Source organism: Xanthomonas sp. AC360 (assembly GCF_979258225.1).
This window is the reverse complement of record NZ_OZ409846.1, coordinates 803,625-824,926: the sequence shown is the minus strand read 5'-3', so window position 1 is coordinate 824,926 and position 21,302 is coordinate 803,625. Positions and strand designations below refer to the sequence as shown.

General features: G+C 63.5%; 23 protein-coding genes. 2 read left to right on the top strand and 21 right to left on the bottom strand.

The window, feature by feature from the left end; genetic code table 11:
• Positions 1–47: 47 nt before the first annotated feature.
• The 9 genes from ACZZ0O_RS03655 to ACZZ0O_RS03615 form a co-directional block, all read right to left on the bottom strand.
• Entirely contained in the window at positions 48–590 is a 543-nt protein-coding gene (locus tag ACZZ0O_RS03655; protein ID WP_115554825.1) for a cytochrome b, read from the bottom strand.
• The gene (locus ACZZ0O_RS03650) at positions 587–1,678 is read right to left on the bottom strand and encodes a catalase family peroxidase (protein WP_463592252.1); all 1,092 of its coding nucleotides are present in this window, start codon (positions 1,676–1,678) and stop codon (positions 587–589) included. Before ACZZ0O_RS03650 ends, ACZZ0O_RS03655 begins: the two co-directional genes overlap by 4 nt.
• A gap of 385 nt (positions 1,679–2,063) precedes the next feature.
• Entirely contained in the window at positions 2,064–3,434 is a 1,371-nt protein-coding gene (locus tag ACZZ0O_RS03645; RefSeq protein WP_463592251.1) for a leucyl aminopeptidase family protein, read from the bottom strand.
• Between the two features lie 39 nt (positions 3,435–3,473).
• Positions 3,474–4,211: an HAD family hydrolase gene (locus ACZZ0O_RS03640; protein WP_323523368.1), complete on the bottom strand. Its 738-nt coding sequence runs from the start codon at positions 4,209–4,211 to the stop codon at positions 3,474–3,476.
• Positions 4,212–4,332: 121 nt separating this feature from the next.
• On the bottom strand, positions 4,333–5,439 hold the full coding sequence (locus tag ACZZ0O_RS03635) for an AI-2E family transporter (RefSeq protein WP_055847280.1): 1,107 nt from the start codon (positions 5,437–5,439) through the stop codon (positions 4,333–4,335).
• A 169-nt stretch (positions 5,440–5,608) separates the two neighbouring features.
• Entirely contained in the window at positions 5,609–5,992 is a 384-nt protein-coding gene (locus ACZZ0O_RS03630; RefSeq protein WP_055847283.1) for a hypothetical protein, read from the bottom strand.
• A complete protein-coding gene (locus ACZZ0O_RS03625) occupies positions 5,989–6,474 on the bottom strand; it encodes a phage holin family protein (protein WP_311239107.1) in 486 nt (161 codons plus the stop codon). Before ACZZ0O_RS03625 ends, ACZZ0O_RS03630 begins: the two co-directional genes overlap by 4 nt.
• A 3-nt stretch (positions 6,475–6,477) precedes the next feature.
• The gene (locus tag ACZZ0O_RS03620; RefSeq protein WP_055847289.1) at positions 6,478–6,840 is read right to left on the bottom strand and encodes a hypothetical protein; all 363 of its coding nucleotides are present in this window, start codon (positions 6,838–6,840) and stop codon (positions 6,478–6,480) included.
• A gap of 116 nt (positions 6,841–6,956) precedes the next feature.
• Complete coding sequence (locus tag ACZZ0O_RS03615; protein ID WP_055847292.1) at positions 6,957–8,393, bottom strand: Do family serine endopeptidase; 1,437 nt, start codon at positions 8,391–8,393, stop codon at positions 6,957–6,959.
• A gap of 242 nt (positions 8,394–8,635) precedes the next feature.
• On the opposite strand from ACZZ0O_RS03615, the gene ACZZ0O_RS03610 reads away from it, so the two are divergent.
• Positions 8,636–9,475: a histidine biosynthesis protein HisIE gene (locus ACZZ0O_RS03610; RefSeq protein WP_463592250.1), complete on the top strand. Its 840-nt coding sequence runs from the start codon at positions 8,636–8,638 to the stop codon at positions 9,473–9,475.
• 274 nt (positions 9,476–9,749) lie between these two features.
• Here the strand turns inward: ACZZ0O_RS03610 and ACZZ0O_RS03605 are convergent, their stop codons facing one another.
• From ACZZ0O_RS03605 to ACZZ0O_RS03550, 12 genes are all read right to left on the bottom strand, one after another.
• On the bottom strand, positions 9,750–10,670 hold the full coding sequence (locus tag ACZZ0O_RS03605) for an IS110 family RNA-guided transposase (RefSeq protein ID WP_463590158.1): 921 nt from the start codon (positions 10,668–10,670) through the stop codon (positions 9,750–9,752).
• Between the two features lie 575 nt (positions 10,671–11,245).
• Positions 11,246–11,908 (bottom strand): DUF3313 domain-containing protein, encoded by a 663-nt coding sequence (locus tag ACZZ0O_RS03600; protein ID WP_463592249.1) that lies wholly within the window; start codon positions 11,906–11,908, stop codon positions 11,246–11,248.
• 54 nt (positions 11,909–11,962) lie between these two features.
• Positions 11,963–12,253 (bottom strand): hypothetical protein, encoded by a 291-nt coding sequence (locus ACZZ0O_RS03595; RefSeq protein ID WP_463592248.1) that lies wholly within the window; start codon positions 12,251–12,253, stop codon positions 11,963–11,965.
• 306 nt (positions 12,254–12,559) lie between these two features.
• Positions 12,560–13,750 (bottom strand): ATP-binding protein, encoded by a 1,191-nt coding sequence (locus tag ACZZ0O_RS03590; RefSeq protein ID WP_463592247.1) that lies wholly within the window; start codon positions 13,748–13,750, stop codon positions 12,560–12,562.
• Positions 13,747–14,412 carry a response regulator transcription factor gene (locus ACZZ0O_RS03585; RefSeq protein ID WP_055847304.1) on the bottom strand — a complete coding sequence of 222 codons (666 nt, stop codon included), beginning with the start codon at positions 14,410–14,412 and terminating at the stop codon, positions 13,747–13,749. The genes ACZZ0O_RS03590 and ACZZ0O_RS03585 overlap by 4 nt, the downstream gene beginning before the upstream one ends.
• Positions 14,413–14,560: 148 nt before the next feature.
• A complete protein-coding gene (locus ACZZ0O_RS03580) occupies positions 14,561–15,448 on the bottom strand; it encodes a TIGR01777 family oxidoreductase (RefSeq protein ID WP_463592246.1) in 888 nt (295 codons plus the stop codon).
• Between the two features lie 514 nt (positions 15,449–15,962).
• Complete coding sequence (locus ACZZ0O_RS03575) at positions 15,963–17,336, bottom strand: hypothetical protein (protein ID WP_463592245.1); 1,374 nt, start codon at positions 17,334–17,336, stop codon at positions 15,963–15,965.
• A gap of 7 nt (positions 17,337–17,343) precedes the next feature.
• Positions 17,344–17,712, bottom strand: coding sequence for a hypothetical protein (locus ACZZ0O_RS03570; RefSeq protein ID WP_463592244.1), 369 nt, complete (start codon positions 17,710–17,712; stop codon positions 17,344–17,346).
• 199 nt (positions 17,713–17,911) lie between these two features.
• A protein-coding gene (locus ACZZ0O_RS03565; RefSeq protein WP_463592243.1) for an IS3 family transposase occupies positions 17,912–19,020 on the bottom strand; the annotation gives its coding sequence in 2 pieces (ribosomal slippage) (positions 17,912–18,768 and positions 18,768–19,020; 1,110 coding nt in all).
• A gap of 396 nt (positions 19,021–19,416) precedes the next feature.
• Positions 19,417–20,010, bottom strand: coding sequence for a DUF4142 domain-containing protein (locus ACZZ0O_RS03560; protein ID WP_463592242.1), 594 nt, complete (start codon positions 20,008–20,010; stop codon positions 19,417–19,419).
• A 76-nt stretch (positions 20,011–20,086) separates the two neighbouring features.
• Positions 20,087–20,353: a hypothetical protein gene (locus ACZZ0O_RS03555; protein ID WP_055847314.1), complete on the bottom strand. Its 267-nt coding sequence runs from the start codon at positions 20,351–20,353 to the stop codon at positions 20,087–20,089.
• 44 nt (positions 20,354–20,397) lie between these two features.
• Positions 20,398–20,679 carry a hypothetical protein gene (locus ACZZ0O_RS03550; protein WP_003486531.1) on the bottom strand — a complete coding sequence of 94 codons (282 nt, stop codon included), beginning with the start codon at positions 20,677–20,679 and terminating at the stop codon, positions 20,398–20,400.
• A gap of 408 nt (positions 20,680–21,087) precedes the next feature.
• Between ACZZ0O_RS03550 and ACZZ0O_RS03545 the strand changes: the two genes are divergently transcribed.
• Positions 21,088–21,252, top strand: coding sequence for a hypothetical protein (locus ACZZ0O_RS03545; protein WP_164497025.1), 165 nt, complete (start codon positions 21,088–21,090; stop codon positions 21,250–21,252).
• Positions 21,253–21,302 lie beyond the last annotated feature (50 nt).

Below are 21,302 nucleotides of genomic sequence, written 5' to 3'. Positions count from 1 at the left end.
GTCAAATCACTCCCTGCAAGAGGTCTGCCAACACCCAACCAAACCCATCAACGCGCAGAGCGCTCCCCGCGCGCCATGCTGGAAAACACGCCATCGCGGCGTACCCATGCATGGAACAGCGCCGCGCTCAGATGACCAACGACGGTGGCGAACAGCAGGTACGCCAACCAGCCATGCGCACTCCGTAACCACGCGTACAGCGCTGGGTCGTGCGGGACGATCGCCGGCAAATTCGCGCCGGGCCACAGCACGATCGGGTACCCGCCGGCCGACAGCATCGCCCAGCCGATCAGCGGCATGCCCAGCATCAACGCATACAACAGCCAATGCGAGGCGATGGCGGCGGCCTTCTGCCAGGTAGGCAAATCCGCGGGCAAGGCCGGTGGCCGGTGGCGCAGACGGTTGATCAAGCGCAGCACCGCCAGGATCAGGATCGCGATGCCCAGCGGGCGATGCAGGTCGATCAACCACGGCCGCTGCGTCACCGAGGCCACCATGCCCACGCCGACAAACAACATGGTCAGGATCATCGCGGCCATCAGCCAGTGCAGCACGCGCGCGGGCAAATTGAAGTGGGTGTGGCGGCTCATTGATGGGCTCCCTGGCCGGTAGCGTCGCTGCCCTTGCCGTTGGCGATCTCATGCTCGCGGCGGTTGAACGACTGCGAATACACCGACGAGCGTGCGGCCAGAATCGGGTCGTTGGAGGCAGCAAGACCCTTGGGCAGAATCAACGGGTCGTAATTCAGGTCGCGGCAGGGGCCGGTGGCTTGCGGCTGCGCATGCTCCAGCGACAGGGTGCCGGCCACGATCTGTTTGCGACTGGCCGGCCAGGGTTGCGAGGGGTCATCCACCGGGTCGCCCGGCTCGGCCACGGTCAGTACCAGATCCCAGCGCAGCGATCCCTGCGCCAGGCGCGCGTCCAGGTCGGTGGCTAAAAAATCGCCATCGGCCTGTTTGCGCTGTTCGGCGCTCAATTCCTTGAACGGCGTATGCGGGCGCATCGACCAACGGATATAGCGCTCGCGACCATCGCTGGCGATCGCGCGGAATGCGTTGACGCCGTTGTATTGGGTATTGGCCCAGCTATCCGACCACGGCGCGGTCTTGGTCCAGGCCTGAAACTTGGCGGCCTCCGGATACTGCTTGCCGAAGGCAGACAGTTTTTCCGGGTCCGGTTTGCCGGTGGCCGGGTCCGGCTTGGAGGCCACATTCAAGGCCTGGAAGCCGGCAGGCGTGGCCACCACGAAGAACGGAAAGCTGTTCATGGCGGTGCGCCATTCCTGCCCGTCGTCGCTGCGCAACAGCAGCGCCATGCTGCGCACGCGCGCCGCTCCATCGGCACCGTGCGGGTCGCCACCGCCGATCGACATGCGCCCCAGCACCGGCGTGCTGGCCTGGCTGAAGATGCGCGCCGACGACACCCAGGCCGCCTTGCCGCTGGACTGGAACTGCCCGCTCACGCACACGCCCTTGCTATGCGCGCGGCGAAAGCCCGGATGCGGCGGCCCGCTGGATTCGATGGTGTCGGTCATGCGCGCAGCGGTGAGCCGGTCGCCACCGATCCAGCCGGCGGTCCAGGCAAACGCGATGGCGATGCCACCGGCAATCGCGGCAATGCCCAGCAACGGCAGCACGGGGCTGCGCGTGCGCTGGGGCGAGGGAGGTGGCAACGTCATGGCTGGCTCCGATGTGATGCGATGGACGGCGTGTCGACGGTTGCATGGCCAAGCCTCATCGCTGCGGCCGAGCACGTCTGCACAACATCATCCGCAATGGGCTGCCTCCGGCGCGTGATATCTCGTTGCCGCACCGGCTGGCGGCAATCCTCTAATCGCCCATGCGCAGCGGCGATGCCGGCACTGCATGGCGGTGTCGCTGCCAGCCAGTCGAGCAACGGTTCTGCACCGCGCTTGGTGCTGGAGCGGTCCATGGCCGGTGCCGCGCAGTCGGGCGTGCAGCAACCGCAGGTAGCGCGCTACATCACTTGCGACTTGCGACTTCCGACTTCCGACTTCCGGTACGCCGCGCCTGGCGGTAAGCGCCAGGCTCTATCGACGGCTCCTAGCCGCCGTAACGCCCCTGCAGCATCGCAAACGCCGAGCGCAGCGCCAGGGCTTCGCCACCGGCGGGGCGGCCGGGGCGGTCGCTGTCGTTCCAGGCGTAGACGTCCAGGTGCGCCCACTGCTGCCCCGGGGCCACGAAGCGCTCCAGATACAGCGCGGCGGTGACCGCACCGGCCATGCGCGAGCCGGCGTTGGCCATGTCGGCCACGTGGCTGTTGAGATAGCGCAGGTACGGGCGCCACAGCGGCATGCGCCAGACCGGGTCGCGGGTCTGCTCGCCGGCGCTGATCCAGGCCTGCGCCAGCGCATCGTTGTTGGCGAACAAGGCCGGCAGATCCGGGCCCAGCGCGATGCGCGCGGCACCGGTGAGGGTGGCGAAATCCAGGATTAGGTCCGGACGTTGTTCGGTGGCATAACTGAGCGCATCGCACAGCACCAGGCGGCCTTCGGCATCGGTGTTGTCCACTTCCACCGTGACCCCGGCGCGCGTGGTGATGACCTCGCCCGGGCGGAACGCATCCGGGCCGACCGCGTTTTCCACCGCGGCGATCAGCAGCGTCAGCCGCACCGGCAACTGCTGCGCCATGACCAGCCCGGCCAGCGCCAGCGCATGCGCCGCGCCGCCCATGTCCTTTTTCATATTGCGCATGCCATCGGCAGGCTTGAGATCCAGCCCACCGGTGTCGAAGCACACGCCTTTGCCGACCAGCACCAGATGTGGGTGCGTGGCATCGCCCCATTGCAGCTGGATCAGCCGTGGCGCGCGATGCGAGGCGCGGCCGACCGCATGGATGGTGGGGAAGTTCTGCGCCAGCAACGCATCGCCCACGATCGCCTCGACCTGCGCGCCATGCGCCTGCGCCACTGCGCGCGTGGCATCTTCCAGCTGCTGCGGGCCCATGTCTTCGGTCGGCGTATTGACCCAGTCGCGCACCTGCAGGCACGCCGCGATCAGTGCGTGCGTGGCTGCCGAAGGCGTGGCCGCCAACTCGGCCGGCGCACGCGGCACCTTGCGATACCGCGTAAAGCGATAGGCGCCCAGCCCCCACCCCAGGTGCAGCAGTGCCAGTTCGGCATCGCTCAGGCTGTTGGCCAGCGTCCAGCGGCTGGCCGGCGGCAGCGCCATCGGTGCGTGCGCGTAGGCATACGCATCGGCGCGGTCGCCGACACCCACGATCGCGCCGGCCAGCCCTTGCTCGCCGGGCAACAACAACACGCTACCCGGTGCGGCATCGAAACGCTGCGCCTGTGCCCAGGACAACACTCGCGTGGGCTGCTCGGCGCACCAGCGCGCAAAGCCCTCGCGGTCGAGCACATACAGCGGCAACGCGGCGGCGGCGGGATCGGTAAAACCGGTGAGGTGCGACATGGACATCCTTCAATGGCGGTGTGCGCCGTCGGGTTGAACTCAGGCGGGAATGCAGATGCCGTCGCGCGCGGCGCCCGGGTGCGGTTGCTGCGCGTCCAGCCAGTCGGCCAGCCCAGTCATGCTGTCGAACTCCAGGTCTGGCTGCTGGGTCGGATGCGACCACTCTGCGCCGTCGCGATTGATCCAGCATGCACGCAAGCCGGCATCCAGCGCGCCCAGCACGTCCATTCGCACGTGGTCGCCTACATGCAACACCTGTGCGGGCGGCACGTCCAGACGCGCGCATGCAGCCAGAAAGATGCTGGCCTCCGGCTTGGCGCTGCCGTGTTCACGCGAGCCCAGCTGAAACGCGAAGTGGTGCATCAGGCCGATGCGCTGCAGATCGGCATTGCCGTTGCTGAGCGCGGCCACCGGCACATGCGCGGCGATGCGTGCCAGTGCGTCCAGCGCATCCGGATAGCATTCCACCTGGTTGCGCGCGGCGTAGAACACTTCGTAGGCCGGTTCCACCAGCGCCAGATCGCCGCCGCTCTCGCGCAAGGCCATTTCCAGCGTCAACCTACGCAGCGCACTGAGGTCGTGATGCAGCTGCGGGTTGTCGGCAAAGCTGCGCTCACGCAGCTCGCGCATCGCCTCCACCGGAAACCGCTCGGCGGTGACCGGGCTGTGCTCGCGCATCCAGTCGTACAGCACTTGATCGATGCGCGCACCGATCGGTGCGAAGGGCCACAACGTGTCGTCGAGGTCGAGAGTGATGGCGCTGATCTGGAAGCTCATCGCAAGATTTTACGGTCTTGCGTCGGGATTGGGGAATCGGGAGTGGGGAATGGGGAATGGGGAATGGCAAGGGCAGGAGCTGCGCTCTACCCATTCCCCACTCCCGATTCTCGATTCCCGGCTACTCAAGCAGCCGTGCCCAGCGCTGCATCCCTTCCACCCGGCTCAACACCATCTTGATGCACACCAGCAGCGGCACCGCGAGCAGCAGGCCCACCATGCCCCACAGCCAGCCGAACAGCATCAGCGCCAGGATCAGCATCAGCGGCGAGATCGCCATGCGCCGGCCCAGCACGATCGGGGTGACCACCTGGCCTTCGATGGTATGCAGCGCCAGATACAGGATCGCCGGCAGCATCGCCGACAAGGGGGTGCGGAATTCCACAAAGCCCATCAACAGCATCAGCATGACGCCGATCAGCGGGCCGACGTAAGGCGCGAAATTCAGCAGCGCCACCACCGTGCCCCAGAGCAGGGCCTCGGGCAGCGGAATCTGCAGTACGTACAAAATGCCTGCAAAAACCAGCCCGACCAGCGTATTGATCACGCTGATGGTGAGCACATACCGCGAGACCTCGCGCTCGATGTCCAGCATGATCTCGGTGGTAAAGCGCTGTTGCTGTCGATTGGGCAACAACGCAATCGCGTGCCGTTGCAGGCTTTCGCCATAGACCATGAAAAAGAACGTCAGCAGCACCACGGCCAGCACCGAGGCGGCCAGCTTGGGTGTGCGCACCAGCGCCTTATACGGGTCGTCCATCTGCGTGCGCACGATCTGCACACCGCGCTGGCCTTCGCCACCGGCGGCGCGTGCAAAGTTTTCCGCAGCCTGGTTGGCCTGCATCACCGGCTTGGTGAAATCGCGCACATCGCGTGCGATCTGGCGCATCTGGCGCGGTGCCTGTTGCACCCATTCGGCGGCAGGCCCAGCCAATTGCGCCGCCAGCGTGACGGTGCCGGCCAGGCCCAGGCAGAGCACCAGCAAGGCGCCGAGAAAGCGTGGGATATACAGCTTGCGCAGTCCGCGCAGGATGGGGTTGCCGATCAGTGCGAAGAATGCCGCCAGCATCACCGGCAGGATGATCGTCTGCGCCGCCCATAAGGTGTAACCGACGGCAAGTGTTGCCAGCACCACCAACGAAGCCGGTGCGCGCGGACGCGGTGCCGGAGGCGGCGGAAGCGGATCTGCCGGAATGGCAGCATCCAAAGACTCAACGGAGATAGACATGCGCGCCCTGGCAGCAGACTGGCGTGCTGCCAGCGATGGGCCATTATCGGCACAACGCGTCAACGGCGCGCACAGGACCTGTGCGTGCGGTGTCAGTCCCCTCGCAGGCGACTGCCGGTCTCGACCATGCGCGGTGACGGCGCCTGAGCGCCGCAGACAACCTCAAAAATCAGGCGGCGCGCTCGGGGGGCACCTGTACCACGGTGACGGTCGGTTCGGCCGCCACTTCTTCGGCATTGTCGGCGGCACGTTCGGCCTGTTCGGAGGCTTCCTGGGCGCGGTGGGCCGTGAACAAGGCAGAGATCGTGCTGACCATCTGCAGAATCTTGGGAATGCCGCCCAGCTTGCCGGCGATGCTGCCCAGCGCGGCCTGCGGTTCGTTGCGACCGGTCACAAAGCCCAGCCCGAAGCCGATCATCATGATGCGTGCCGGCGACCAGCCCGCACGCCAGGTCTGGCGCAGTTCGCCCCAGTGCGTGCGCGTTTCCTGCGCGCGCCCTTCCACTAAAACTTCGGCGCGTTCCACGCGCTGACACAAGGTGCCGAACTTCATGACTTGCCTCCACTGGCAGGCGCTGCGGCCGTATCGTCATCGCTGGAATCGTCGAAGATGCCTAGCTTGACCAACTGACGCCGCGTTGCATTCATGCCGGTGTGATCGAAGTAGAAGAACACCCGCCATGCCGCGATTCCGGTCACCAGCAAACTCGCCAACGCCGTAAAGAACATCGCCTGAAACCACGACAACCCGGCGCGCTGCAGCAAGGCGATGATGGCGCCGGCCAGCAACAACCATGACGACGCGCCGAACACAACGGCCACACATGCCCATGCTAGGCCACGCCCGAATGCACTGCGTGCCAGTTTCAGGTCGGCCGAGACCAGCCGGCGCAAGGCGCGACTGGTCTCGTGGGCCGAGCCCAGCGTTGCGCGGCCGGCAGCGCCGACCGCGCGTACGCTTTCGTCCAGTCCCGGCGTCTCCGGACGCGCGTCTGGCGCGCCGGAACCGGCAGCTGTAGAAGCCTGATCGACCACGACTTAGTTATCGTTGCTACGCGCAAGCTTGGCGATGACCCAGCCAGCGGCAAACGCAACGCCGAATGCGGCCAGCGGACGCTCGCGGATCAGGTCGGTGGCGCTGTCGAGCAGGTCGTTGCCCTTGGCAACCAGCACGTCCATCTGCTCCTTGGCAGCGGCGCCGCCAAATTCCGCAGCCGCCATGCCGGACAGCGCGGTGTCGGACAACTCGGCCTTGACGTTGGCACGGCCGAGCTTGAGCTCGTCGCCCGCAGCGCTGGTGGCGCCCTTGACGGCTTCACCGGCGGCGCTGGCGGCCGACTTCAGGTGGGTGCCGGCGTCGCTCAGGTTTTCCTTCAGCTGATCGGTATTGGTGGGGCTCATGCGATATCTCCTTCGGTCATTGATGGCAGCCGCCACTCACGTGCGGTCGTGCAGTAGCAATAGCATCGGGGGGGTGTAGGAGGCGTTAGTGGGAGTCGCGTGCAGTGCACAGTGCGTCAACGCATGAGCGCGTCGTACTGCGCGTTGCCACGCAGGATGCGCACCACCAGTTGCTGCGGTTTGCGCTGGAAATTGGCACGCCAGCTGGCCAGATCCGCAAACTCGCCCACACTGCTGGCCACGATCACATCGCCGGAAACCAGGCCGTTGGCCGCGGCGCGCCCGCCACGTTTGACCTCGCTGACCATGACCCCGGTAATGCCGGACTGACGCAGCGACTCGGGCAGGTCCACAAAGGTGGCGCCGCTCAACCGTGGGTCCAGCATGTCGCCGGTGACTGCGCGGTCCTGCTCCTTCAAGGTGGCCTTGAGCTTGAGCGGCTTGCCGTCGCGACGGATGTCCAACGTCACCGCACTGCCAACCGCCTGCAGACCTTCGTAGTTGTGCAGCGCCTCGGCGCTGTCCACGCGTTGATCGTTGGCAGCCACGACCACGTCGCCCGGCTGCACGCCGGCTGCGGCCGCCGCAGCGCCTGGCAACACGCGTGTCACCAGCGCACCACGCAGCGAATCCACGCCCAGGCCCTGCAGCATCTGCTGGGTGAGGTTCTGGGTTTCCAGGCCGAGCGTGCCGCGCACCACCACGCCCTTGGTCACCAGTTGCTCGACCACGTTGCGCGCGAGGTTGGAGGGGATCGCCAGACCCAGGCCAATATTGCCGGCCATGCTGCCCTGCGGATTGAAGCTGGCGGTGTTGATGCCGACCAACTGGCCTTGCAGATTGACCAGCGCACCGCCGGAATTACCGGGATTGATCGAGGCATCGGTCTGGATGAAGTTCTGATAGCCGAGCCCGCGAATACCGCTACGTCCCACAGCCGACACGATGCCGGAGGTGACGGTCTGGGTGAAGCCGAACGGGTTGCCGATCGCGACCACAAAATCGCCCACGCGCAGCTGATTGCTGTCGGCCAGCTTGATGTCGGTGAGGTTGTCGGCCTTGATGCGGATCAGCGCGATGTCGGTGTCGGCATCGGAGCCGATGAAGTCGGCCTTGACCGTGCGCCCGTCGCCGAGCGTCACCTGCACGTCGTCGGCATTTTCGATGACGTGATGGTTGGTCAGCACATACCCTTTTTGCGCATCGATGATCACGCCGGAGCCCAGCGATTCGTTGATGCGGTCCTGCGGAACCTGCGGGAACAACCGGCGCAGGATCGGGTCGTTGAAGAAGGGGTTGCGCACGCGCACCACCTGCTTGGTGTTGACGCTGACCACCGCCGGCATCGCCTGTTGCAGCATCGGTGCCAGCGAAGGCACCGGTTGCCCGGCAACCGCGGCCGGTAGCGCAGCAGCGGCCGGCAGGGTGAAGTTGGTAGCGCCGGCCGGCGCGGCGTCGGCGCGGTTGTCCAGCCACGCGTTGATACCGGTGGCGGCAAAACCGCCGAAGGCGGCGGCCAGGGAAAGCGTCAGCAAGGTGGGAAGCGGTCGCATGAAACGGATTCCGGGTTACGCGGTGGAAAGGGAATAAGGTGTCTGGCTACGTAAATCAAGCTGAACGAGAGTGCCAGCCAGCAATTTAACTGCCGGTGAAAGCGCTGCGCATGCCTTGTCGCCACTGCGTTGACAGCCCGTCGAGCCGGGCGTAGCGTCCGCTTGTTCCGATGCCTGTTCAGCATACGCATGCCATCGCGCATCGCCCGCATTTATCGAACTGATGCCCTTAAGGAGGGTCTATGAGCAACGGCAATGGTGTAACCGCAACCCTGTCCGACGCCGTCGACAGCGTCAAGAGCACCGCAACTGAGCTGACCGACACCATCGCCAGCACCACCAGCGAGGCGGTGACCAACGTGCAGGAAGCGGCTGGGGTGGCAGTGGCGGAGGTCAAGACGCGCGTCGCCAAGGCCCGCAAGGCGGTGGTCAAGGCCGAAAAGAACGTGGTCAGCAAGGCTGGTGAGGCGGCGAGTGCGGTCAAGCGCAGCGTGGCCAAAACCAAGCGCTCCTTGACCGCGACCAAGGACGCTGCAAAAGACAAGCTGACGGCGACCAAGGATGCGGCCAAGCAGAAGCTGCTCTCCACCAAAGATGCGGCAAAGCAAAAGCTGACATCGACCAAAGATGCCGCCAAGCAGAAGTTGAGCAGCACCAGCGCCGCGGCCAAGAAAAAGATCTCCGATACCAAGGCCAACACCAAGCAGAAGCTCGAAACCGCCAAGGCCAACGCCAAGGCCGAGGCGGCGGCGCTGAGCGCCAAGACCGCCGCAAAGAGCGCGGCACGCAAGACCGCCGTGGCAACGGTGAGCGCGCGCACGGCCGCGAAGAAGGCCGCGGCCAAATCGGCGTCGCTGAAGAAGTCGGTCGCCAAAGGCATCGCCAAGAAAGCGCCGCTCGCCAAGCCGGCCGCAACCAAGCAAGCCGCAGTGAAAAAGGCCCCGTTGAAGAAGGCCGTGACCAAGACTGCATTGAAGAAGGCGGCCAAGGTCACCAAAACGCCGGCAACGCGCGCAGTGGCCAAGACCACCGCCGCCCGCAAGGCCGTCGGCAAGAAGGCCGTCAAGCGCGTCACGCGCTAACGACTGAGGGCGGCATTGCGTGGCGCCGCTCGTGCTGGAAGCGCGGATGTGCGCTGCAGGTTGAGATGTAAGTGACGTTGAGACGTATCGAGAGAGGCCGGCGCTGCCGTACAGCGTCGGCCTTTTTCATGCGTTTGCGTTGCTCCAGCTGCGTGTTGCTCCAGCTGCACGATGCTGCGCACGTACCCTCATCCGCCCCTGCGGGTCACCTTCTCCCTGTGGGAAAAGGGAAGTGCGCTTGAGCCCCTCTCCTGCGGGAGAGCAACTGTCTTGATCAACTGGCGGCGCCAGCCGCTAATTGATCTCGTAGCTTTGCGTTGAGGATCACCAGCAGTTTGCGCATGGCCGCCACCAGCGCCACCTTGCTCGCTTTGCCTTGCGCGCGTAGCCGCTGGTAAAACGCGCGCAGTGATTCGTTGAAACGCACTGCCGTCAGGGTCGCCATGTACAGCACCTGGCGCACGCAAGCCCGCCCGCCCCAGATGCAGCGGGCGCCGCGCATCGTGCCACTATCTCGGGCAAGCGGCGCCACCCCGACCAGCTTGGCGATCGCCTTGCCGGTGAGTTTGCCCAGTTCCGGTAGCTGCGCCGCCAGGCTCGCCAACAGCACCGGGCCGACGCCTTTGACCTGGCTCAGCACCGCCAGCTCGGCGCGCGCGCCCACTTGCTGCGCAATACGCTTGTCCAGCTCGGCAAGCTGCTGCTGCAAGTGCCGCAGGCTGCTCTGCGCCTGGCTGCACAGCCAAGCGTCGGTCAGGTGGGACTGGCGCTGCCGTTCCTGCTGCACCATCGCCACCACCTGCGTGCGGCGCTGCTGGTAGGCGCGCAGCTGCGCGCGCCAGCCTTCTACCGGCTGGTAGCGCGTCAGCGGCAACAGCGCGGCCATCTGCGCCAGCACGCGTGCATCCAGTCGATCCGTCTTTGCCAGCTGACCGGTGGCCTTGGCAAAGTCCCGTGCCTGCCGAGAATTGACACGCGCCACCGGCATCCCAGCCGCATACAAGCTCTCCAACGCCAGCTGCTCATAGCCGCCGGTCGCCTCCACCACCACTTGATGCAGGTGCGCCGGCCCCAGCCAGGTGCACATCTGCTGCAGGCCCGACACGCTGTTGGCAAACCGCCGCCCGTCGCGTTGGCCGTGCACCTGCACATCCAGCCACCGCTTGCTGACATCGATTCCGACACTCTCGCTCATGGACAACTCCGCTATGCTCGAAGGGTCGAGAGTTCTCCTGTGCGGCCCAGCCTTAGCATTACGAGCGCCTACTCGAGCAACTGTTCGGGCGTTTGCAAGGAGATTCCGGCGGGGCGACCTCGCTCTCCCGCGGTCGCTCAGACCCATGGGTTATCGGTCGACCACGCCGGCTCTCGACACCTAATCTGGCAGATCCCCAAGAACTAAGGGGTTGGGGTGAGGGTACGCAGCGAAGCGCTCCAGGTGTTTCGGCTGCAGCTTGCATTGCTTCAACTGCGTGTTGCTCTAACTGCGTGTTGCATCCAACTGCACGAGGCTGCGCACGTACCCTCATCCACCCCTTCGGGGCACCTTCTCCCGGTGGGAGAAGGGAAGTGCGCTTGAGCCCCTCTCCTGCGGGAGAGGGGTTGGGGTGAGGGGACGCAGCGAAGCGCTCCAGATGTTTCGACTGCAGCTTGCGTTGCTCCGGCTGCGTGTTGCTCCAACTACACGAGGCTGCGCACGCACCCTCATCCGCCCCTTCGGGGCACCTTCTCCCGGTGGGAGAAGGGACGTGCGTAGGCTTCGTCTCGCACCTACTCGATCCCGTCAACCAACTGCTCGGCGCCCTTGCGAATACCGGCCTTCGCCGCGTCATACGCGCCCAGGCTGGCCTTGATGTTCATTGCGCTGGGATATTGCTTCTCGACATACGCGGCGAGCAGGCGCTCGCTTTGCGCATCGAAAATCTCCACCGCATAGCTGACCGAGCCGGAGAACGCGCCCTCCTTGCCGCGTGCGGCCTGCACCGCGTTGTACGAACCGCCGCCCAGATCCACCTTCATGATGGTACCCAGTACGCGCTTGCTGGGCTTGGCGCCGGTCAGGGTGATGCGGACGCGCAAGGTGTCGCGATCGGCCGTCGTCGTCGGGCGCCAGCGCCGCGCGATGGCGTTGCCGAATTCCTGCTGCATGACGTCGGCCAACATGCGCTTGTCCTGCTCTGGCACGTTGTCGAACTGCGCATCCGGTCCGCGGTAAACGGCAACCGGCTCGACGATGGCTGCGCGGTAGTGCGTCCACTCCACGTCGCTGTGATACGCATACGGCATACGGTCGCCGCGGCTGCCGTCGTGCGGGCGTAGATAGCTGGACGAAGGCAATTGGCTATATGGCATGGGACGCGTGCTGGCGCAGCCGACCAGGGTGATGCCGACAACGGCAAGCGTGCAGCAACGGGCGAAGGAACGAACGGACATGAAAACGGCCTGTAAGGAATTTAAACGATGGGGCAGGAGCACGTGCGCGCATGCTCAATGCAGCAGACAACGCAGCAGCGCCAGCGCAAAGGCCGCACCCGCGGAAGTGAACAACACGCTGCGTGTGGCTCGACGTTGCAGACGGCGTATCTGGCGCGCGCTGCGGATATCCGGCAACGCGCACCAGATGTCGCGGTTGCGCGTGCCGGTGCGGCCGCAGCGAAATTCCGTCGCCGGGACCAACGCAGTGGTAGACGCGATCACGCTGTCATTGGCCGCGGTTTGCATGGCCAATTGCGACAGCACGGTTGGAGGGCGTGGGGTGGAGCGGGTCGAGCGAATCATCACCATGCATCCTGGATGCGTGCGGTGAGTGCACTCTAGGTAGGCAGGTTTAGAAACTTATTGGAAGCGAGCAGAACGCCGCTAACATCGCGCCTGGTCTATTGGCGGGATCACCAAAACCAGTGCGCGCCCACCAGATGGGCGCGGTGATCTACAACCGGCGATGGCGTTGTGTGCTGCCTTCGACAGTGTTGTTTGGCTGGCTCGATCCCGATCATCTCGCGCACGGAATCGGCAAGGACCAAGCGTCCATCCCGCTTTCGATACGCCGTCCACACTCGCGCGATGGCCGCCTGCTACGTTGTTTCAGCTGCTCTTGGCAGCTGGCGCGCCATCGCCGGCAAACACCGTACGGACACACAGGCCGCGTCCTTCGTTGCCCTCGCAGGTCTCGATCGTCGCGCCATGCAGGCGCGCAATGCCTGCCACCAACGACAGCCCGATCCCGCTGCCCTGCACTTCGCTGCCCGGTACACGATAAAAACGCTCAAAAATGGACGCATGTGCGGACTCCGGCACACCCGGGCCGTCGTCGCTCACCTGCACGAACGGGTGCAGCACATCGGCACGCAGGCAGTAGCCGCAACTGACTTCCACCGTGCCGCGGCTGCGCCCGTAGCGGATGGCGTTGTCGACCAGATTGCGGATCAGGATGCCCACCGCATCCACATCGCAACGCACCAGACACGGCGATGCCTCCACATGCAGATTGATCTGGCGCGCGTCGGCCTGCACGCTGAATTCGTCCAGCACATGCGAAATCAATTCGCCCATCTCCACCTGGTGATAGGCAGCCGAACTGATGCCGGCATCCAGTCGTGCCAGATCCAGCAACTGCTCGGCCAGGCGGTTGCTGCGGCGCGCGGTCTCCAGCAGCTGACGCAGCGCGGCGTCCTTGGCCTCCAGTGTGGGCGCACGCAGGGCGACTTCTGCATAGGCGTGCAGCGCCGACAGTGGCGTGCGCAACTCGTGTGCGGCATCGGCTACGAAGTCGCGCTCGGCCTGCACCGCTTTTTCGACACGTGCCAACAGGGTGTTGAAGGAAGCGATCAGTGGGCGGATTTCATCGGGTACCTGATCCAGCGGCACCGGTTCGGTTTCAAGCCCGGTGCGCTGTGCGATGGCGCACGAAATGCTGCGTAACGGTCGCAGCGAGGTACGCACCGCCCACCACACCAGCAGGCCAAGAATGCCCAGCTGCAGGGTGTTGAGCACCATCGCAATCAGGGTCTGCTTGAAGCTTATGCGCGAGGACGCATTGCCGAGCGGGGCGTCGATGTCCGCGTCGTTGGATGCCGTTGCGGGTGTGTCGAAGTGGTGCTGCAGCGCATCGGGCAAGGTGCTGACCAAGCGGTCGCCGAGCAGATTGAGTTCCTGCTCGACCACGCTGTGATGACCCTGGGTGACCAGCGCAATCAGAATCCATAGCGACGTCGACCAGCTCAGCAGAACGATGGCCGCCAACGCCGCCAGCATGCGCGCCTGCAAGGATTTCATTCGGGCGCCTTGCCGACCATATAGCCCTGGCCGTAGACGGTGGAAATCAGCTGGTCGCCCAGTTTGCGCCGCAACTGATGCACATACACCGCAATCATGTTGCTGCCGCCTTCCGACGGGCCGCCATACACGCCTTCTTCCAGCTGATCCTTGGTGACCACGCGCCCGGCACGTTCCATCAATGCCAGCAGCAAGCGATATTCATGCGCGCTCAACGCCACCCAGGTGCCGGCGCGGGTGACCTTGCGGCTGCTCGGATCCACGCAGACATCGCCCTGGTTGAGCACCGGCACTACGCGGCCCTGGCTGCGGCGGGTGATCGCGCGCAGCCGCGCCATCAGCTCGTCGAACTGGAAGGGCTTGACCAGGTAATCGTCGGCGCCGGCATCCAGCCCGCGGATGCGGTCGGTGAGCTGGCCGCGCGCGGTCAAGGCAATCACGGGGGTGGCATCGTAGTGGCTGCGCATGAAGCGAATCACCGTCAGCCCGGATTCGCCGGGCAGGCCGATATCCAGCAGCACCGCGGTGTAGCGGTGATCCACCAGTGCGGTCTTGGCCGCGTTGGCACTGCCGACATGGTCGATGGTCCAGCTCTGCTGGCGTACGCCGTCGCAGATGGCATTGGCCAACATGGTGTCGTCTTCGACAAGGAGCAGGTGCATATAGGGTCCGCCGGGTATCGGGCAATCCGAGATCCGCAGCACTGTCGAAGATGCGCGTTAGGGAAATATTAGTGCATGCCCCATCTGGCGCGGTTGCGTACCCGATGGGCGGCCGGCACGCCCGGGGGCGCTTGGGCCGGCGGTTAGCTCAGCGCTGCAGGATCGCGCGCAGCGCCGGCTCCAGTTGCGGGTACTGGAAGCGGAATCCGGCGTCGAGCGCGCGCTGCGGCAGCACGCGCTGGCTGATCAGCAGCAGGTCGGCCATTTCGCCGAAGCCCAGCCGCAGCAGCCCGGCCGGCAGCGCCAGCAGCGCCGGGCGGTGCAGCACCTTGGCCAGGGTGCGCGCGAACTCGGCATTGCTGGCCGGGTTGGGCGCGGTGGCGTTGTAGGCGCCAGGCTGGCCGTGCTGCAGCAGCCAGACCAGCAGCGCCACCATGTCGGCACGGTGGATCCAGCTCATCCAGTGCCGGCCATTGCCAAACGGCCCGCCGCCGCCCAGCTGAAACGCCGGCAGCATGCGTGCCAGCGCACCGCCATCGCGGTCCAGCACGATGCCGGTACGCACCCAGCTCACGCGAGGGCCGAGCGTGCCGATGCGGGCGGCTTCCGCTTCCCAGTCGCGGCACAGCACCGCCGAAAAGTCGTCGCCCGCGGCATCTGCTTCGGTCAATACCGTGTCGCCGCGCTCGCCGTAATAGCCCACCGCCGAACCGGAGATCAGCACTGACGGCCGCTGCTCGGGTGCCTGCTGCGCCATCCAGTCGTGCAGTTGGCGGGTGATGCCCAGCCGCGAATCGCGAAAGCGTTGCTTGCGCGCATCGGTCCAGCGGCCGGCGGCCAGCGGTTCGCCGGCCAGGTTGATGACGGCCTCGGACTGCACCCCGTCCAGTGTGTCGACAGCGGTCACGCCGGGCAGGGTACGGCTGGCGCGACGGGTGTCGCGCGTCAGCACGCTGACCTGATGGCCGGCGTGCAGCAGCGCGGGACACAAGGCCTGGCCGATGAAGCCGGTGCCGCCGGTGATGAGCAAGCGCATGGGAGGTTCCTGGGCCGAGTCGATGCGGCACCATAGGCTAGGGCCGACCGAAGCGAAGTGAAGCTGGCACGCGGAGCGCTGGGAGTCTTGCCGATGCTGTGGACGATATCTTGATGTAGCTGGATCGGGACGGTGGCGTCGATGCGGGCGCCTGCAGTCGCGGTTGGCGTGTCGAGCACGGTGATGCAGCAATGCGCTCGACGCACTGCTATCGCCAAACGCAAACGCGCCGGACAGGCCGGCGCGTTGCAGGGTGCAAGGGTGGGACTAAACGTGCTCGCGCCTAAGTCATTGATCTTCCTATAGAACCCAGGCCGGAGCGTGTCCTAGTGAGTATCTTCGGAGCGTACGGGCTATCTAGACTGCAACGCAACGTCGGCTAGCGGAATATCTAAGGAGCGATGACAGTTTTGTTCTAATAGAGCTGAGAAGTGTTGGTGGGGATTCAAGACTTTTGACAAGCTCTTGGCGAATTTCGGGCAACAAAAAAGTCTCTGTTGAAGGGACATCTGAGTCAGTCTTGTTCTTGCTTTTCACCAGGGACCGGCAACGTGGGCCACCCTGGCGCAGATAGGTCGGTCGCTGGGCCGTGGTAGCCAATGGTCACCATGACCAAGCGCTTAAAGAGCTCAAAGCTTGGATAGAAGTGATTGACCAAGCCGTCGATGTCATCAGGGCTTTTGATGAGGTGGTCACCATGCGCTGCGTCATTCCGCACCGCATCCCATGCTGACTTCATCTCCTCGGTCGCAATGCTACGGCCGATGAGAGCGTCGAACTTTCCGTCAAAGCTCTCATCCTTGCGGCGAGTCATGTCGAGCTTGCTGGTCAAAAGAGACAAGGCAGGGCCGTGCATGATCTTATCCTGGCCTTGCAGATGCTCGATGGTTGCCCGCAAGCTCTTAGCTTTGTCAGACTCTGTATTCGGCTCGGCACCGTCGAAATATTTCTTAACCATGCCTTCAATAGTGCTTGAAAGCACGTGCGCGCCATTCTCGAAATCCACACTGTGACCCCGATGAACTCGATACCAGTATTGATAGATCACGTCCTGGACTGAACGATCTTCCCTTTCATGATGACTGGCATTGACACTCTTCTCGGCCTGCAGCCATTTCTCCAAGAACGACTCCCAACCCTCTTTGTAATTTGGATGAATCCACAGCAGAGGATCGCTCTCGAACTGCCGCTTCATGCTGCGGATTTTGAGCGTCCAAGCGTTCGCATCAATGTCAGTGACGCACTTTGGCATAAGGTGCTGAGAGCACAGCATAGACAACCCACGAAGGAAGTCTCGGCTTTGCTTAGGGAAATCCGTAGCTGCGCCGAGAAACTGAACTCGGGTGAAGCGAGGATCGATGCCGTTCACAGACCATGCGAAGCCTGTCGCCTCATGCGTCCAAGGCTTCGGAAAGCCTCGCAACGGGAACTGAAATGTTCCAGGAACAATCCACTCGACGTGATGACGCTCTGGCTTAGAGTTCTCTGTTGGCACCCTCAACGCCAGCTCATGGATGCGTCCGGCTAGCGTGTCGAACCCGGACGGCACCGCTGATAAGCCAGGCAAAGCGTATGGACGATCTAAGTCAAGCCATAGATGCTGAGCAGTCCACTGGTTCCCCTCCTTGTCGACGGCCGACAAGTCAAAGTAGAAGCTCTCTTCAATCGTCTTCCCTTGCTCTGGCTCGGGTAGCCCGGCCTTGGGATCGAACGGGCCAGTGAGCCCTTCACAGATGAACTGCAAGCGGAGATTGCTGTCATCGCCTTGGTCGATCACGGCGGTGCCAGTGAACACGATGGGGTCTGACACCGCTCGTTGCGTCAGAGTCCCCTTCGCAATCAGCTGGAACTTCCCGTCCATTACTTCATCGATGATCTTGTCGAACATGAGCGTTCTATGCCTCTGGCTCGCTTTTATGCCGTCCAGCCAGAACCCACTTCGACACCTTCATGACAACAAATATCAACAGGTAGACGACCCCGTATGCGATGGCATAGATGAGCATCAACTCCGGTAGCCATTTGCTAAAAATGTAGGACGCATCTTCGTCTGCTCGAACCCGCTGCTTCTGCAAGCAGGCCTTGGTATGTTCGTTATCGTCCCATCCTAGACCTTGGCTTCTGCAAGCTTGCAGCTCGGAGAAGCGATAGCCGCTCAGCTCCGAATCGTGCTTGAAGCTGAGACAGACAGGCCACACGAAAATAGCGATAAACGCCCCAACAATCGCCAATCGATTCCATATCCCAACGCGCTTCTTCTTCATCGTCGCTTCCATTCCAGTTCTTCCTAAAAATGTTCGAACCAATAACCGACTAGCAGTTGAACACGTCGATGACTGCTCGCATACTGCTTAGATCCCCTGCGACGTCCCCCCGCCCTGAGTAGCGATCGGCTTTAGAGTCCGGGGTTGATTTGACCCACCCCCGATTACCTTGCCATTCGAAAGTAGAGAATTCGACCTTCTACGGCGCCTGGGAATTCGCTTGGGACCCGCAATTTCGGGCGAATTCCTCAGGGATTTTCCATGCCAGTGCACTGTGGGGTCGCTCCTCGTTATAGAAGCGCCGCCACGCTTCGATTTTGCTCCGCGCGTCGGCCAGTGACAAGAACCAGTGCTCATTCAGGCACTCCTGCCGCAGGCGCCCGTTGAAGCGTTCCACCAGCGCGTTGTCGGTCGGTGTCCCTCTGCGGGAGAATTCCAGCTCCACGCCGTTTTCATACGCCCAGCGGTCCATCACCTTGCCGGCAAACTCGCTGCCGTTATCCACCTTGATCGCCTCCGGCTTGCCGCGTTGAGCGGCCAACCGTGTCACTGCCTCGGCCACATCGTCGGCCCGCAAGGACTGGTCTACGACGATGGCCAGGCACTCATGCGTGAAGTGATCCAGTACCGGCAACAACCGGAAGCGACGGCCATCGAACAGCGCATCACTGACGAAGTCCATGCCCCACAGGGTATTGGGCGCAGTGGCCACTTTGATCGGTTGCCGTCGGCGTGCACTGCGACTGCGACGAGGCCGACAATGCCTTAAAGACAGGCCTTCCTCCTTGTAAATGCGATGGATGCGCTTGTGGTTGTCCCGCCAGCCTTCCCGGCGCAGCATTACGAAAACCCGCTCGCACCCGTAATGAACACGGCTCAAGGCGATCTCCCGCATTCGCATGCGCACCGCGCTGCAGTCCCGCGCCTTGGCCTTGTAGGAGTAGCTGGACTGGGACATCGACATCATTTGCAACGCGCGGCGCAGGCTGACCCCAAAACGCTCACGCAGCTGGCCTACCCAGGAACGTCGCTGGGCAGGCCTCAGAGCTTTTTTGTGACCACCTCCTGCAGCATCGCCTTGTCCAGGCTCAGGTCGGCCACCAGTTGCTTGAGCTTGCGATTCTCCTCTTCCAGCAGCCGCAGGCGCTTGAGCTCGGACGGGCCCAGCCCACCGTATTTCTTGCGCCACACGTAGAACGTGGCCTCGGCTATGCCCATCTTCCGGCAGATCTCCCCGACCGCCATCCCCAGCTCGGCCTGCTTGAGCGCGTAGGCCATCTGCTCTTCAGTAAATCGTGACTTCTTCATCGCTTGAATCCTCGTTGCTACGGGGGCCCATGCTGCCGAAGTCTCTACTTTACTGTGGCTCAGTTTTCAGGGGGTGGGTCAAGAGAAACGCAACGAGCGACTCCACTGCGGCCGCTTTGATCGTGTAAGTCTTGGGCAACGTGCGCGGCTTGATGCTCGCCAGCCACGCATCGCGTGCCTTTTCCAGAGAAATCTTCTCCGTTACTTGCGGACGAGGCCCGCGAACCAGATTAGGCTCTGGGTCGAGCCTGCCGATGGCCGCAACTTCTTCGGCCTTGGCGAAGCTCTGCGCTTGGTGGAACAGACGGAAATCATCTTCGCTGTCGATCTGCCGCCGTTCCGTGATCGTCCCTTCCGCCGCTTGCGTTCGATGAAGCGTCAGGTCGCGTGGTGCGCTTACCTCGACGACGATACCGCGTGGGCACGTTCGAAGTGCGCCGACACGACACGACGGGTCTCTTCCAGGTGCTGCTTGACCGGTGCGCTCTCTGCGGCGGGCAGCAGTTCGGAATCGATGATCTTGATGGTGTCGCCATGGTCGATGACCATAGTGCGCATGAAGGCGTTGCGATACGCATCCTTGCCGTCCGGCAGGGTCAGCGTCTTGGACAATGCCTCTACGGCGGCTTTGCCCTTGGCGTGCAGCGCGTCCGCACGCGGGCTGTCCTTGGCGCCCAGCGCCTTGGTTTTCTCGAGGTTGGCTTCGTGGTCGTGCAACATCTGCCGGGCGAATTCGCCGGTGGCGCCGCCCAAATCTTGCTCGATGGCCTGCTTGGCCAGCGCAATCTCGTTCTCATCGATCGCAGCCAGCACGCCCAGCGCGCCGCCATCGCCCTTGGCCAGTTCGGTGGCCCCGCTCCCGCTCACCGGCGCGGCGGTGGGTTCCGGCGACACTGCTGGTGCAGTGCGCGAGGTATCGCCACCGGGGCGATCGCAGGCGGTAAGGGTCAGCATGGCCAGCAACGATGCAGCAACAAAAGTGGATTTCATGAATGTCTCGGGCTGAGTCGGCAGTGCCGACGGTGAAATGTAAAGGAGCCGCTGCGCGGCTCCGGTAGTGCGTTGCTCAGGCCCACTGCGGCTGGGCGAGCGGTGTCATGCCCAGGGGTCTGATAGGTGTGCGGATTGCGTCCTGCGCGGTGCGGCATTGCCGCGCCATCCGCGTCGTGCGCTCGCGAATCATGGCGTGTTCGCTGATAGGCGCGCTGCCCAGCAGGCTGGCCACATGGAAGCCAAGGATTTCCTCCGCGCGGTCGCCTTGGTCGCTGATGATGTGCGGTACCAACCGCTCCAATCGTTCCAGCTCCTGCTGCACTTGATACGGGGTTTTCATGACGATCTCCAATGAATAACGGGTCTTGCGTATTACGTGTGTGCTCAACTGTTGCGCGCGCCCAGGCGCTGCCAGCAGTCGGTTGCCAGCTGTTCGTAGTTGGACTGCGTACTGGATGAAATGAAGTGATGCTCAAGACGGTCGCGAAACAAACGCAGACGTTCCTGATCGCTTGAACGCGGTGCCTGCAGATAGATATCGCAGGCCATTTTCACCACCGGTGACAATTCGCTGAACTTGCCTGCGCCCAGATTTCCTTGGGCGTGCCGCGCCTGCCAATGCGCGATTTCGGCTTGTACATCGATGACGGATGGGTCTCTGCTCATGACTTGTGGCGTTCCGGGATTAAACAAACTTGACGTGCAGAGTAACTGCGGGTATGTCAACGAATGATCATCGAACGCAACCATTGCCTGCGATTTCAGCGGGCGACGCTTAATTGGTCAGCTTGTTTTCGCCTCTCTACACGCGTTGCATGCACAGGCATCGGTGCGATGTATGCCGCTTGCCAAGACGCCAGCGTTGCGTGCTGATCGGCCACGCGCAATCGATGGGCGGCAGCGCAGCGATGCGCACTGTGTCAGTCGCTACCGTATTGGCGCTTTCAATGCGCCGCTTTTGGTACAAAAACAGGCGTGCGGTGCCGCATTTTACGGAAGATTCTGAACCGCTCCACACCTGTGTAACGTCTGATCCGTAAGGTAGGCGATGACGTAATGGAGAGAGCAGACAGGATGCAGGAGAGTGAAAGCAGTCGTGGGAAGCCGCGCCATGCCAGTGGTACACCAGAAGCGCGCGTGTGGTGGCATGCCTTATTGGAACTGCGCGGTGGGCGAATGGCCATCAGTTTGATCGTGGTGGTGCTGATCGTGGTAGGGCTCTATCTGGCCTTGAAATAAGCGCAGACGCGTACCTGCAACATCGCACTGCGCCCCTCGGCTGCAACGAG

Bases quoted from the DNA above. Each gene is read 5' to 3' on its own strand.
- ACZZ0O_RS03655 (WP_115554825.1), bottom strand. From the start codon at position 590: ATGAGCCGCCACACCCACTTCAATTTGCCCGCGCGCGTGCTGCACTGG.
- ACZZ0O_RS03650 (WP_463592252.1), bottom strand. From the start codon at position 1,678: ATGACGTTGCCACCTCCCTCGCCCCAGCGCACGCGCAGCCCCGTGCTG.
- ACZZ0O_RS03645 (WP_463592251.1), bottom strand. From the start codon at position 3,434: ATGTCGCACCTCACCGGTTTTACCGATCCCGCCGCCGCCGCGTTGCCG.
- ACZZ0O_RS03640 (WP_323523368.1), bottom strand. From the start codon at position 4,211: ATGAGCTTCCAGATCAGCGCCATCACTCTCGACCTCGACGACACGTTG.
- ACZZ0O_RS03635 (WP_055847280.1), bottom strand. From the start codon at position 5,439: ATGTCTATCTCCGTTGAGTCTTTGGATGCTGCCATTCCGGCAGATCCG.
- ACZZ0O_RS03630 (WP_055847283.1), bottom strand. From the start codon at position 5,992: ATGAAGTTCGGCACCTTGTGTCAGCGCGTGGAACGCGCCGAAGTTTTA.
- ACZZ0O_RS03620 (WP_055847289.1), bottom strand. From the start codon at position 6,840: ATGAGCCCCACCAATACCGATCAGCTGAAGGAAAACCTGAGCGACGCC.
- ACZZ0O_RS03615 (WP_055847292.1), bottom strand. From the start codon at position 8,393: ATGCGACCGCTTCCCACCTTGCTGACGCTTTCCCTGGCCGCCGCCTTC.
- ACZZ0O_RS03610 (WP_463592250.1), top strand. From the start codon at position 8,636: ATGAGCAACGGCAATGGTGTAACCGCAACCCTGTCCGACGCCGTCGAC.
- ACZZ0O_RS03605 (WP_463590158.1), bottom strand. From the start codon at position 10,670: ATGAGCGAGAGTGTCGGAATCGATGTCAGCAAGCGGTGGCTGGATGTG.
- ACZZ0O_RS03600 (WP_463592249.1), bottom strand. From the start codon at position 11,908: ATGTCCGTTCGTTCCTTCGCCCGTTGCTGCACGCTTGCCGTTGTCGGC.
- ACZZ0O_RS03595 (WP_463592248.1), bottom strand. From the start codon at position 12,253: ATGATTCGCTCGACCCGCTCCACCCCACGCCCTCCAACCGTGCTGTCG.
- ACZZ0O_RS03590 (WP_463592247.1), bottom strand. From the start codon at position 13,750: ATGAAATCCTTGCAGGCGCGCATGCTGGCGGCGTTGGCGGCCATCGTT.
- ACZZ0O_RS03585 (WP_055847304.1), bottom strand. From the start codon at position 14,412: ATGCACCTGCTCCTTGTCGAAGACGACACCATGTTGGCCAATGCCATC.
- ACZZ0O_RS03580 (WP_463592246.1), bottom strand. From the start codon at position 15,448: ATGCGCTTGCTCATCACCGGCGGCACCGGCTTCATCGGCCAGGCCTTG.
- ACZZ0O_RS03575 (WP_463592245.1), bottom strand. From the start codon at position 17,336: ATGTTCGACAAGATCATCGATGAAGTAATGGACGGGAAGTTCCAGCTG.
- ACZZ0O_RS03570 (WP_463592244.1), bottom strand. From the start codon at position 17,712: ATGAAGAAGAAGCGCGTTGGGATATGGAATCGATTGGCGATTGTTGGG.
- ACZZ0O_RS03560 (WP_463592242.1), bottom strand. From the start codon at position 20,010: ATGAAATCCACTTTTGTTGCTGCATCGTTGCTGGCCATGCTGACCCTT.
- ACZZ0O_RS03555 (WP_055847314.1), bottom strand. From the start codon at position 20,353: ATGAAAACCCCGTATCAAGTGCAGCAGGAGCTGGAACGATTGGAGCGG.
- ACZZ0O_RS03550 (WP_003486531.1), bottom strand. From the start codon at position 20,679: ATGAGCAGAGACCCATCCGTCATCGATGTACAAGCCGAAATCGCGCAT.
- ACZZ0O_RS03545 (WP_164497025.1), top strand. From the start codon at position 21,088: ATGCAGGAGAGTGAAAGCAGTCGTGGGAAGCCGCGCCATGCCAGTGGT.